We start from the raw sequence: 13740 nt of genomic DNA on the forward strand, positions 1-13740 counted from the left end.
GGCCCTCGCGCATGGCCCCGCGCGCCTCACCGTCGGGGCAGGACACCGTGATGCGCCGATCCTGGCCCCGGCGTGTGGCGTAGGACCACAGGGCGGCGACCGGCGGGCAACGGCCCGCGCGGCCCACCACCGGGCACGACACCGAGACGTACCGACCCCGGCCCCGGCGTGTGACACAGGACCACAGGGCGGCGACCGGCGGGCCCATGAAAAAGATCCGGGACGGGCCTGGGGGCCCGTCCCGGATCTCGTCCGTGCCGCCGCGCTCACCGTTGCAGAGCGGGCTCCTGCTCCTCCTCGTCGGCGAGCGGCTGTTGACCGTCCGGCAGCTCCGCCGCTGGACGGGACAGCCGGCTCGGCCACCAGATCCGGCGGCCGATCAGCAAGGTGAGGGCGGGTACCAGGACCGACCGCACCAGCAGGGCGTCGAGCAGCACGCCGAAGGCGACCAGGAACCCGACCTCGATCAGCATCACCAGCGGAAGGGTGGCAAGGACCGCGAACGTGGCCGCCAGGACCAGGCCTGCCGAGGTGATGACGCCACCGGTGGCGGAGAGGGCTTTGAGCATGCCCTCTCTGGTGCCGAGACGCACGGTCTCCTCCCGGGCCCGGCTGGTCAGGAAGATGTTGTAGTCGACGCCGAGTGCCACCAGGAACAGGAACGCCAGCAGCGGCACCGAATAGTCGATCCCCTTGAACCCGAGGATCGTGTCGAAGACGAACACGCTGCCGCCGAAGGCTGCGGCGAATGAGACGATCACGGTGGCCATCAGGACCAGCGGGGCCAGGACCGCACGCAGCAGCAGCCCGAGGACGATCAGCACGACGGCGAGCACCAGCGGGATCACCAGCTTCTCGTCGCGCTTGGTGGTCACCTCGGTGTCGAGGTTCTCCGCACTCGGCCCGCCGACGATCGCCTCCGCCCCGCTCACCGCGTGCACGGCGGTGCGCACCCGCTTGATCGTGTCGTACTCCGCGACGGTGTCCGGCGCGTCCTTCGGGAACACGGAGATGTTGGCCCAGCCACGGCTGGTCTGCTCCGGGACGGCCTGGGCCACACCGCGAGTGCCCTTGACGATGTCGAGCACCTGCTTCTGGTGCGCCGGCCGCGTGAAGATCGTCATCGGCTGACCGCCGAGTTCAGGGAAGTGCTCGCGGAGAACGGTGAAGCCGGTGACCGACTCCGGCGCGGACATGAACTGGTCCTGCTCCCGCAGGGCGCCGGTGTTGCCCGCCAGCCCGAGGGCGAGCACGCCTAGGACTCCGAGCGAGCCGAGCGTCGCCACCCACCGGCGGCGGCTGATGGCGGTGCCGAGCCGTCCCCACAGCCCCGGCTTCTCCTCCACGGCCATGCTGAGCCGCGGGACGGCCGGCCAGAAGATCCGCCTGCCGAGCACCACGAGCACCGCCGGGAACAGCGTCAGCATGGCCACCAGCGCGCACAGGATGCCGGCCGCACCGATCGGGCCCAACCCGCTGGTGCTGTTCAGGTCCGCGACGAGCAGGCAGAGCAGGCCGGCGACCACGGTGGCCGCGGACGCGACGATGGCCGGCGCCGCGCCGCGGAGCGCGTGGACCATCGCGACCCGGACGTTCTCATGGTGGTGCAGTGCCTCTCGATATCGAGCGATGAGCAACAGCGCGTAGTCCGTGCCGACGCCGAATACCAGGATCGTCAGCAGCGCCGAATTCTGGTCGTTGACCACGATGCCGAAGCCCTTGACGAGCAGGTAGACGGTCCCCATCGAGGTCAGTGCGGCCGCGCCGACGGCCACCAGCGGGATGATCCACAACACCGGGCTGCGGTAGGTGAGGATGAGCAGGAGCGTGACGACGACGATGGTGGTGAGAAGTACCTGTACGTCGATGCCGTCGAAGACGGCATCCATGTCGCCGTCGATCGCGCCCGGGCCGGTCACGTCGAGTTCCAGGCCGGAGGGGCGGTCCTTCGCGGCGTCACGCAACGGGCCGACGAGGTCCTCCGGTGCGCCGTAGGCCGTGCTCACATCGAGGGTGAACATCATCGCCTCGCGGTCGGTGGAGGGGCTCGTCGGTGAGCTCTCGTCGTCCTCGTCGGCTGCCGTCTTCGCCTTTGGCGGGTACTGCTTGGCAAGGGTGTCGTAGTGGCGCTCGACCGTCGCGCGGTCGGCGTCGGTCATGCCGCCGGCGCGGTGGTACACGAAGACGAACGTGCTGTTGTCACCGCCGGGGAGACTGTCGTCCAGCACCGCCACCTTGGTGGACTCGGCACTGGCCGGCAGGGTGTCTACGGCGCTGTCGGTGGTGACCGAGCTCAACTTTCCGCTCAGCGGCACCATGCCCGCTGCCAGCACCAGCCACAAGCCAATCACCAACCATGGCACCCACCGGCCTGCCAACCGACCGGCCGGCGCTTCCCCGGACGGCGCTGCGTTGACTGCCATCACTAGCCTCCTACATACGGGTCACATCGCTTGTCTGGACGCCTACTTCGTACCGAGCGAACCTGAGACGACTGTTAATACGGTGCTCAGGCCGGTTGGCCGAACCAGGCGCCCAGCGCATGCACCGGGGCGTGGTGGAGTCGAGGCCCTGCCCGGTGGGTAAGGCCCGGGCGACACAGCCGTCGGGCCGGATCAGCAACGCGTCGACGTCCACCCGGTCCGTGCGGGCGTTGACGGTGTTGACCCGTCCGGTCCACGCGGTGACGACGTCCGGGTCGGGCCGCTCCAGCGTCAACTTCATGTCCGGGCACAGGGTGCCGACGGGCCGGTGGTCGTCGCCCAGGTCCATCAGATCGGAGAACATGTCCCACAGCGCGCTCGTCTGCGGGGCGGGTCGTAGCGGGTTGGGAAAGTGTGGTCGGCTGCCGGAGTACTCCGTATCGCCGCTAGGACCCGTGAGTTGACAGTGGGGTGTCCGGACTGCGGGTGCGAGTCGTCGCGGGCGCACAGCGGTGTTCCCGCACGCTGTCCGATGTCGCCGCTGGTGGCCGCCCGGTGCTGATCACTCTGACGGTGCGACGGTTGTTCTGTGACGGACCGAGCTGTGGCCGGTGGACGTCTGCCGAGCAGGTCGAAGAACTGGCTGTGCGCTACCAGCGCCGCAGTCCCGTGTGTCGTTCCAGTTGACGCATATGCGGATCCATGACCGATCCGATTCGCGGTGGTCGCGCTCGTGGCAAGGCAGCCTCAGCCGGACCACCTGACACATGTGGCCACTAACTGAGGACCTGCCGACGTTTCAGGTCCGCGCGGAGCCGACCCGCATCTACCGGCCGCCCTCAGTGGTTTGGGCTGATCCACTCGTTGTCGAGGGTTGCGAGGGTGTTCCGTGCACGGCCGAACCGGCAGATGAGGGCCATCCTGCGAAGTCACGTGGATGAGCTGCGATCGAGGGGCGAACTCGGCTTACCTCGCACGCCGCGACGTCACGCCGGGGACTCCACGCGGGGTGAGGTGTGAACGACCTGGCGGGGCCCTCTGAGCTGTGGGTAGGTGATCACCCGAAAGCCGAGTGCACGTCTTCCGTCCTTGCGCGGGCCCCTCACCGCGCGAGGACGAGGCGTGTCAGAGGACGACCTCCCGGTGGGACTCGACCAACTCTCCTATTCGGCGGTCGACCTCGGCGGGAACATCGTTCTCGTTCTTGATGAGAGCGGCGATGAGCCGGCCGAGCTCCGCGCATTCCTCGACGGTGAATCCCAGTCGCGTGATCTCGGAGACCCCGAGGCGAAGAAATCCGTCCACGTTGATGCGATGACATCCGAGATGGTCACGGAGCCTGCGGGCTTCGTCCAGAGGAACGTCCACGAGGATCTGGTGGCAGTAGGTCAGTTCGGCGAAATTCCTCGCAGCCGTTCCGCGGAGCGGGATACCCGCGTCCAGCAGCGCTACGGCGACACTTCGCGCGTTGTCCACGACCCGCTTCGCGTAGTCCGTCCAGGAGGTCTCCTCAAGGACGATACCGAGGGAGGCGACGCGTGCGAGGTGCGGGTTGCAGATGAGGGTCGGACCGCTCAGCGGGCGGAAGTTCGACAGAGTCTCGACCCGTTCGTGGATCTCCTTGTCGTTGGTGAGGACCAGGCCGCCCTGCGGTCCGGGGAACGTCTTGTGCGTCGACCCGAGCAGCAGATCGGCACCTTCGCGCAACGGGTCCTGGTACTGGCCGCCGGCGATCAGGCCCAGCGTGTGCGATCCGTCGTACGCGACCAGGCCGCCGTAGGCGTGGACGATCTCACTGATCTCCCGCACCGGCATCGGGTACGTGACGATCGACGAGCCCAGAACCACCAGGGGCGGCTTGACCTCGTTGAGGAGGGAGACCGTCGCGTCCAGATCGACCTGCCAGTTCTCGTCCGAGAAGGGCAGCGGCAGCGGCCGGCGGTCGAACACGGCGTAGTCGAGCGGGTAGCCGCCCCCCGGGAAGAAGGGAGGTATGCGGCCGATGTGGTCTCCGGTGCCGGACAGGGCGAACACGACGGCGAGCAGGCTCATGTTTCCCGAGATCGGCGACAGATTCACATACCGCGCCTCGAACGTCTCGGACGCGAGTTTGGTCACGTATTCGGTCAGTTGCCGGGCGGGTGCCGTTCCGTGGTAGAAGTCCGCAGCATAGCGCTGGGATATGTCGGAGGCTAATGGAGCTCTCGCCCTTTCGCTCATCCGATTCTCACTCACTATGAGATTCAGTGAGTCGAGGCGTGCATTTTCATGCAGCTTCAGTATGGTGTCGACGGATTCCATCGAAGAAACTCCTTGACGCTGGTTCATCACAGGTCGTGCATGGCGCGAGACACGCCGACGCGCCGCGCGGGAATGCAGTCCCACACGGCGCGCCGGTTTGCATTCGACTGACCGAACAGCGCCCGGATCAGGCCTTGGGGATTTCCGGACGGTCGATGATCCGCAGCCAGGTGCCATCCGCCTGACGCTGCGCGACTTGCACCCGGCCGCCCGTGTCGTCGGCGTCCCGAGTCGAGGTGAGGGCCAGGTCACCGTATTGGACCGTGGGCAGGGGCTCTTCCACGGGGAACGGCAACGGCACGTTTTCCAGCATCCGCTCGTACACGGCCTGGATGGCCGCCCTGCCGACGGTCGACTTCCCCGGCGGGTAGGCCAGCACCGCCTCGGGCGCGTACAGCTTGGACAGCCCTTCGGCGTCGCGGGCGTTGGCACGCTCCACGAACAGTCGGGCCAGGTCTTCAGGGGTCTTAGCGACCCCGTTTTCCGTGGACATAATATTTTCCTTTCAGAAAGTGGGGTTCGCCCTCAAGCTCCGAGCGCGGCGCATTCCCACGCGACACCTCTGCGGGGCTCGCCAGGAGCGGAGACGAGCTGCCTGCCGCCTGCCGCCGCGTTCCACGTATCGGTCTCCGCCGGACGACACCGTCCGGCAACCCGCTGTTCCTCGACGGCCAACACCCGTTCATCTCCCTCTCCGCGGATCGGATCGACAACGGCCCGGCTGTCTGAGCACGTGAAACGCCTGTCTCCCTCACGATCACTGTTGTGCAGCGCGCACAGGAAGTCCAAGAGTTGTGAGGTATCGATGCCAGAACCGATGGTTATGGAACCGGAACAGTGGTGTCCGGCTCTCTAACTCACGGGGCTATTCGGAGGCCGGACCGCCGGCCGTGGACGTTCGCGACGCGGCCGACACCGGCCTTTGGGACCCGGACGGCAGTGCGTCACCGAGCGAACAGTCTCCGGATGCCCCTTAGGTAGAGCAACGGCGCAAGAAGGACAATTCCACCCTGCCTCTTGCTGTACCCATGAAGGCGTGATGAAGTTTGTTGAATTGCGTTCGCTGCTCCGCGTGGCAACGTTATCATTAACACGTGCAAAACCGGAAAACATTGCCTCCGTGTGCTCCCGGAACATGCTTGCCCCGGCCAATGCGAGCTCTCCGTCAACACATACCCAAAAAGGAGAATCGGATGGAAATTCGCATCCTGGGGCCCGTCGAAATCATATCCAAAGGGCGATTCGTACCGCTTGGCGGAAGCAAACCGAAGACCATCCTGGCGGCCCTCCTCCTGGCCGACGGTAAAGCAATATCCAACACTGAAATCAGTGAGGCATTATGGGGGCTCACTCCGCCCGCCACCCGTCAGGCCCAGATCCACACCTATGTTTCTCGCCTTCGAAAGGCACTCGATCCGCACGCGAAGATCGTACGTCGGGCGGCCAGCTACCTGTTATCGACCGATGCCGTGAAAGTCGACTACAAGGAATTCATCAGGCTCGCGGACAACGGGCGGGAGAAACTACTCAAGCAACGGTACGCGGAAGCTTCCGGGTTCTACTCCCAAGCGCTGGCTCATTGGCGCGGACCGGCACTCGACGGCGTCACACAGAACTTGTCCGACCTTGAATTACCACGCATCAACGAGTTACGGACGGCCGCCATAGAAGAAAAGGCGGAAGCGGATCTGGGTCTTGGGCGGCACGGTCAGCTGGTCGCGGAACTGACAGCGTTGGTGGAAGCGTTCCCCGTACGCGAGCGACTGCGCGCCCTGCTGATGACCGCCCTGTACCGCAGCGGCCGGCAGGCGGACGCGCTCGACGTCTACCACGCCGGGCGGACAGCCCTCGTCGAAACCCTCGGTGTCGACCCCAGCGCTTCGCTGAGAGCGGTCTTTCACTCCATCCTCAACGGTGACCCGGCGCTCGACTTCCCCCGCCCACGGCTGGAGGCGATACCCCGCAGGCATGTCGACGTGCCGTCCATGCTCCCGCCCAGCATCGCCGACTTCACCGGCCGCGAAACGCAGATGCGGGAACTGTCGGAGCGACTGCGGCCGACAAGCACCCCCCAGCCCCTGGTGATCGGCGGAATGGCCGGAACGGGAAAGAGCGTGTTGGCCGTGCGGCTGGCGCACAAGAAGGCCGCCAGTTTTCCTGACGGCCAGTTGTACGCCAGACTGTCGTGCGGCGAATACAGTCCCAGGAAAGTCTACGATGTGCTCGGCGATTTCATCAAGGCAGTGGACCCGGAGGAAACCATACCCGAATCGCCGGTCGAACGGGCCTGGATGTACCGAACCATCCTCAGCAACAAGAAAATGCTGATCCTGCTCGATGACATGCTGGACGAAAAGCAGATCGACCTGCTGCTCCCTGGTGTCGGTGAATCACGTGTCATCGTGACCGGGCAAGGCTACCTGGATACTCTGGAAGGCGCGCACGTCACTCAGATCGGCGAATTCGAGCACGCCGAGGCCATCGCACTCGTACGCCGGATCGTCGGCGACAAGAGGGTGAACAGAGAGCCGGGTGCCGCCGACGCACTGGTGGAACTGTGCGACTGCCTGCCACTGGCCGTACGCACGGCCGCGACGAGGCTGGCAGGGAAACCCCACTGGAGCATCGCGCACCTCGTGCAGCGAATGACCGACACCTCACGGAATCGCCTCGACGAGCTCCGGTTGGCGAATCTTGACGTCCGGGGATCATTGTTCAGAAGTTTCAACCGGCTACCTCATGACATACGAGGGATGCTCGGGAGGCTGACCCTGCTGTCGAGCAGCAGAATATCCACCAAACTGACCGCGGCCATCCTTGATACGACCGAAGCAAAAGCAGAGGATTTTCTGGAGTTCCTGGTCGAGCAGAATCTGCTGAGAAGCCGCGGAACGGACGACCGGGGCAACCTGATCTACTCCTCCTCAAGTCTGGTCATGATGGCCGTCGCGGAGTTCTCCGAGCAGCTGGTGTCATGAACCCGCGCCGTGACCGGCCCCTCTGCCGCTTGAGCACAACGCCCGACCGGCCGCACCCGGGGCGGTCCCACACTCAGCACCGGCCGCGCGGTCCCCTGTCGGCGGCGTCCCCACTCGTCCCGGTTCGCGCGGCGGCCAGGAGTGCGCGCCGCGCGGGTGTGCTGAGTACCAACCGAGTGCCGACCAACTGATTCCTGTCAAATTGACAGCACGGAAACGCCGTTCATACCGTCATCGAGAACTGTCGGACGAGCCAAGCACCCACACGGGAGTGCGATATGACGGATCAGGGTCAGGCCACCGGATCGGAGACGGTCTCAAAGACCGCGTCCGGGCTCCCGAACACGTCGACATCGGTTCGGGCCATCACCCTGAGCATCTTCTCACTTCTCACCCAGCGGCTTTCTTCCCCGGCCGATCCGTGTTCCGGCTGTTCCCTCAGACAGCAGAAGCTGTCCGGCCCGCAGACTCTTTGACCGACAGCCATCCTCAAGCCCCACCACGACGACTGCCGAACCCGGCTCAGGAGCGTATTCCACGCTTTCCTGCCTGAACTGCGAGTTCCCTGACCGCAGCGTGCGGTGCGGTTCCAGAAGAAACGCCGCGGAGCCATCCTTCTCGGCACACATCCGTGTGCGGACGCCTCGCACACCCATCAGACGCACCCGAAAGTTCCGACTCGGTCCAAACGCATGCCCGGCACTGCCCGACGGACCGGAAAGAGAGTGACCGCCATGAGTGCTCAGGGGTATTCCAGTTCCAGCCACGAGATACCCATCGCCATCATCGGAATGGCCTGCCGTCTCCCCATGGACATCAACTCCCCAGAACAGTTCTGGCAGTTCCTGAAGGAGGGCCGGGAAGCCGTCTCCGAGCTCCCCGCCGCGCGCTGGGAAGGCTACGCGTCGAACCCCGAGAACAGCCGGGCGCTGAAGAACACCACGAAGGCAGGACATTTCCTGTCGGACATCGCGGGATTCGACGCGGAGTTCTTCGGCATCACGCCGCGTGAAGCCGCGGAGATGGACCCGCAGCAGCGCATCACGCTTGAGGTGGCGTGGGAGGCACTGGAGCACGCCGGCATCCCGCCACGCGACCTGGCCGGTGGCGACACCGGCGTCTTCATCGGCGTGGGCACCGACGACTACGGTCGCCGGCTCCTGGAGGACCTCCCCCGCATCCAGGCCTGGACGGGAATCGGTTCCTCCCTCTGCGCGGTGCCGAACCGGATCTCGTACACCCTCGATCTGAGGGGACCGAGTCTGGCGATCGACACCGCCTGCTCGTCCTCCCTGGCCGCCGTCCACCTCGCCTGTGCCAGTCTGCGGAGCGGCGAGGCGCCGGTGGCCCTGGCCGGTGGTGTCATGCTCATGGCTGGACCTGGACTGACCATGGTCCTCGACAAGGCGGGCGCCATCTCCCCCGACGGGCGGTCCAAGGCGTTCAGCGCCGACGCCGACGGCTACGGACGGGGCGAGGGATGCGGCGTCCTGGTGCTGAAGCGGCTGGACGACGCGGAGAACGACGGCGACCGTGTCCTGGCGGTGATCCGGGGCAGCGGCGTGCACCAGGACGGCAAGACCAACGGGATCATGGCTCCGAGCGGCGAGGCCCAGGCCCATCTGCTGCGTCGTACCTGGGAGCGCAGCGGCCTGGATCCGGCGACCGTCGACTACGTCGAGGCGCACGGCACCGGCACGCCCACGGGCGATCCGATGGAGGCGAGCGCCCTGGCATCGGTGTTCGGAGCCGGACGCGCGGCGGGCGACGAGTGCCTCATCGGCTCGGTCAAGACCAACATCGGGCACCTGGAGGCCGGTTCCGGAGTCGCCGGAATGATCAAGGCGATCCTCGCCCTGGGTAAGGGTCTCATCCCGGCCAGCCTCCACGCCTCCGTCCCCAACCCCGCCATCCCCTGGGCCACGTCCGGTCTGCGCGTGGTCGACACGCAGACACCGTGGCCGGACCGGCACGGCACACCGCGCCGTGCCGGTGTCTCCGGCTACGGATACGGCGGCACCATCGCCCACGTCATCCTGGAGGCGGCCCCCGAGCCGTCCGGGACGGCGCCGGGCGCCGTCCGGGACGAGTACACGCCGCCCGCTTCCGAGACCTCGACACCCCGTCTCCTGCCGCTCAGCGGCAGTTCGCCCGACGGGCTGCGCACCGGTGCCGAACGGCTGCTGGCCTGGCTCTCGGACGGGAACAGGACCGTACGGTCGGCCGACATCGGGCACACGCTCGCCCACCGTCGCGCTCATCTCGCCCATCGCGCGACGGTCGTGGCCACGGACCGCGAGAGCCTCGTCGCCGGACTCCGCCAACTCACGGAGGCCGCGCCCCACTCGTCGCCCCAGTCGAACGGACCCGTGTGGGTGTTCTCCGGGCACGGCTCCCAGTGGACCGGCATGGGTCGCGGACTGCTGCGTGACGAACCCGCGTTCGCCGCCGCCCTCGACGAGATCACACCGGTGTTCGAGGAGGAGATGAAGCTCTCCCCCCGGCAGGTGCTGATCGAGGGCGACTTCGAGTCCACGGACCGCATCCAGGCGATGATCTTCGCCGTGCAGATCGGCCTCGCCGCGGTACTGCGGTCCTACGGCGTCACACCTGCCGCCGTCATCGGGCACTCGGTGGGCGAGATCGCGGCATCGGTGGCCGCGGGCGCACTGTCGCCCCAGGACGGTGCCCGGCTCGCCTGCCGGCGCTCCCTGCTGCTGCGGGAGGTCGCCGGGCAGGGCTCGATGGCGATGGTGAACCTGCCCTTCGCGGAGGTCGAACGGACGCTGGGCGACCGGAGGGACGTCGTCGCCGCCATCTCCGCCTCGCCGGAGAGCACCGTCGTCTCCGGGGACCCCGACGCGATCGACGCCCTGTTCGCGCGGTGGGAGCGGGAGCAGGTGCGCGTCCGCCGCGTCAACAGCGACGTGGCCTTCCACAGCACCCACATGGACGGGCTCACCCGGGTCCTCGCGGACGCCTGCCACGACCTGTCGCCCCGTACGCCGACGGTGCCGCTGTACTCCACCGCGCTGTCCGACCCGCGGGACACCGCACCGCGCGACGGCGCCTACTGGGCGGCCAACCTCCGTAATCCGGTGCGGTTCTCGGACGCGGCGCGCGCCGCGCTGTCCGACGGCCACCGGCTGTTCGTCGAGATCTCCGCCCATCCCGTCATCACTCACTCGCTGGTGGAGACGTTCCTCGCCGACGACGTCGCGGACGCCTCGGCGACCTTCCTGCTCCGCCGCGACACGGAGGAGCTGGCGTCGCTCCTGAAGGGGGTCGGCGAACTGTACCGGCACGGGACGGAGGTCGACTGGACAAGGCTCCAACCGGACGGTGAACTGGCCGACCTGCCGGTCACCGGCTGGCAGCACGAGCGGCACTGGCGCGAGCACGACACCACGCACGCCGGTGACCATTCGGGCCACGACACCGGCGACCACGCGCTGCTGGGCGCCCGGTCGACCGTCTGGTCCAGCACGCCGCTGCACGCCTGGCGCACCCGGCTGGACTTCGACAACCGGCCCTACCCGGGCGACCACCCGGTACGCGGTACCGAGATCATCCCGGCGGCCGTGCTGCTGAACACCTTCCTGCGCGCCTCGGCCGACACGGGTGAGTACGGTGCCCGGCCGGCCCTCACCGACGTGGCACTGCGGGTACCGGTCGCGGTCGTCGGGCGGCGCGAGCTCCAGGTCGTGCACCAGGACGGCGGACTGAGGCTGGCCGGCCGTGTCCTGGACGAGGACACCACCGACGACTTCGGTGCCTGGCTCACCCACACCACGTCCTCGACGGAAGAGGGCGGCGCCCTCGAACAGGTCTCACTCGGCGGATTCCGGCAGCGGTGCGCCGAGGAGGCCGACCCGGACTCCCCCGTCACCCGCCTCGCCGGTGTGGGGGTCGCCGCGATGGGCTTCCCCTGGGTGGTGCGCGAACTGCGCCTGGGCGACGGGGAACTGCTCGCCCTCGTCTCGGTGCCGGACGAGGAGGGCGCCGATCCCGGCTCCTGGGCTCCCGCGTTCGACGCGGCCCTGTCCATCGCCTCGACCGTGTTCCCCGGGCCCCAGGTGCTGCGCATGCCGGCTCGTATCGCCCGGGTGGACGCCGTGGACACCCCGCCGTCCGACGTGTGGATCGCCGTCCGCGCGACGGACGAGCCCGACACCGCGGACGTGCACCTGCTCGACGCGTCCGGCCGCGCCCTGGCCACGCTGGGTGGACTGGCCTTCGGACGGATCGACGCCGATCCCACCGCCTCCGCCCACCCCCGGCGTCTGGTGCACGAAAGCGTGTGGCGTCCCGCCGAGACCGGCAAGGACCGGCCCGTCACCCGTGCCCTGTTCGTCGCCCCGCAGGGACGGCTCGGTGACCGGCTCGCCGACCGCTGGCGGGAACTGGGCGTGCACTGCCGGGTCATCGGTGACGTCGTCGACCTCGACGGCGCGGCCGGGGCCGACACCGTGGTCTTCGTCGCGCCACGCGGCCCGGCCGAGGAGTCGGTGTGGGCGCTCGCCTCGGTCGTACGCGCGCTGGGCGAGGACAGGGCCGCCGGTGCGGTCCGCGTGTGGTGCGTGACGGAGGGCGTGAGCGAGTCGGTGGCCGAGCACACGGTGGCGCAGTCCGCGCTGTGGGGCCTCGGGCGCATAGCCGCGACCGAACACCCCGACGTGTGGGGCGGCGTCGTCGACCTGCCGTCGGGTACCGCGCAGGACGACACCGCGCAGGACGACACTACGGAGCACACGGCGGCGCTCCTGCTGTCGGCCGTCCGTTCGGCGCCGCTCGGTGAGGTCGTCGCGCTCCGGGACGGCACTCTGCTGGTCGAACGCCTCGCACGGGTCCAGCAGGAGGCCGTGCGGGGGCCCTTGCGGCTCCACCAGGCCGGCACCTACCTCATCACCGGGGGCTTCGGCGCCCTGGGACTGGAGGTCGCCCGCTGGCTCGCCGGCCAGGGCGCGCGGCGGATCGTGCTGGCCGGCCGCAGTGGTCTGCCGCCCCGCGCCGAATGGGCTCGGGTGTCGGATCCCTCGGTACGGCGCCGGATCGAGGCCGTGACCGAGCTGGAGGCGCTCGGTGTGACCGTGCACGCCGTACAGGTGGACATCACCGACCTCGAACAGGCGCGGCGGGCACTGGACGCGGACGCGCTGGGCCTGCCGCGGTTCCGGGGTGTCGTCCACGCGGCCGGAGTGCTCGACAGCGCCTTCCTCACGGATCTCACCCGGGAGTCCCTGCGGACGGTCCTGGCGCCGAAGGTCCAGGGAGCCCAGGTGCTGCACGAGTTGTTCCCCGCGGGGAGCCTGGACTTCCTGGCCCTGTTCTCGTCGGCGGGCCTGCTCCTGGGGCTTCCGGGCCAGGCCAGTTACGCGGCCGGCAACGCGCTGCTCGACGGGCTCGCCCGGCACCGCCGGGCCCTGGGCTCCACGGACACCGTCAGCCTGGCCTGGACGTCCTGGCGCGGTCTGGGCATGTCGACGTCGTCGGCGGTCATCGACCTGGAGCTGGCGGCACGGGGCACCGCCGACATCACGGCGGACGAGGCCTTCCACGCCTGGGACTTCGCGTACCGGCACGCCCTGCCGTACGCCGCCGTCCTGCGCACCCTGCCGGCCGAGCCGGGTGTGACGCGCCCGCTGATCCTGGAGGGCCTCCCCGCGGACGAGGCTCTCGGCGCCGTCGCCGACCAGAGCGCCGGCTCCGACTGGGAGGCGGTGCCCGCCGACGAGTTGGAGGCGTACGTGATCTCGGAAGTGGCCGACCGGGTGGCGGAACAGATGAATCTGCCCGTCGCCGCCGTGGATCCGCACCGGCCGCTCGCCGAGATGGGACTCGACTCGATCATGTCGGTGGTCATCCGTCGCGGGCTCGAACGGCGGTTCCGGCTGAGTCTGCCCTCGACCCTGTTGTGGAACCAGCCGACGGTCACCGCGATCGGCCGGCTCCTCACGCGGCTGCTCACCGAGGACGACGACGCCCCGAGCGCCGACGACCAGGTGCCCGCCACCGCCTGAACCGCCCCCGGCCGACAG

At 68.3% G+C, this 13740-nt stretch carries 6 protein-coding genes; 2 read left to right on the plus strand and 4 right to left on the minus strand.

Annotation, left to right across the window (positions count from 1 at the left end):
- Positions 1 to 266: 266 nt before the first annotated feature.
- The 4 genes from OHS59_RS00660 to OHS59_RS00675 form a co-directional block, all read right to left on the minus strand.
- Positions 267 to 2423, minus strand: a complete 2157-nt coding sequence (locus OHS59_RS00660; RefSeq protein ID WP_328491408.1) for an MMPL family transporter — start codon at positions 2421 to 2423, stop codon at positions 267 to 269.
- Positions 2424 to 2433: 10 nt separating this feature from the next.
- Positions 2434 to 2787: an aromatic-ring hydroxylase C-terminal domain-containing protein gene (locus OHS59_RS00665; RefSeq protein ID WP_328491409.1), complete on the minus strand. Its 354-nt coding sequence runs from the start codon at positions 2785 to 2787 to the stop codon at positions 2434 to 2436.
- Between the two features lie 761 nt (positions 2788 to 3548).
- A complete protein-coding gene (locus OHS59_RS00670) occupies positions 3549 to 4901 on the minus strand; it encodes a hypothetical protein (RefSeq protein WP_328491410.1) in 1353 nt (450 codons plus the stop codon).
- The gene (locus OHS59_RS00675) at positions 4852 to 5217 is read right to left on the minus strand and encodes a YybH family protein (protein WP_210884675.1); all 366 of its coding nucleotides are present in this window, start codon (positions 5215 to 5217) and stop codon (positions 4852 to 4854) included. The genes OHS59_RS00670 and OHS59_RS00675 overlap by 50 nt, the downstream gene beginning before the upstream one ends.
- 700 nt (positions 5218 to 5917) lie before the next feature.
- Here OHS59_RS00675 and OHS59_RS00680 point away from each other — a divergent pair.
- Positions 5918 to 7702 (plus strand): AfsR/SARP family transcriptional regulator, encoded by a 1785-nt coding sequence (locus tag OHS59_RS00680; RefSeq protein ID WP_328491411.1) that lies wholly within the window; start codon positions 5918 to 5920, stop codon positions 7700 to 7702.
- 734 nt (positions 7703 to 8436) lie between these two features.
- Positions 8437 to 13722 carry a type I polyketide synthase gene (locus OHS59_RS00685; protein ID WP_328491412.1) on the plus strand — a complete coding sequence of 1762 codons (5286 nt, stop codon included), beginning with the start codon at positions 8437 to 8439 and terminating at the stop codon, positions 13720 to 13722.
- Positions 13723 to 13740 lie beyond the last annotated feature (18 nt).

Source organism: Streptomyces sp. NBC_00414, from assembly GCF_036038375.1.
GTDB lineage: Bacteria > Actinomycetota > Actinomycetes > Streptomycetales > Streptomycetaceae > Streptomyces.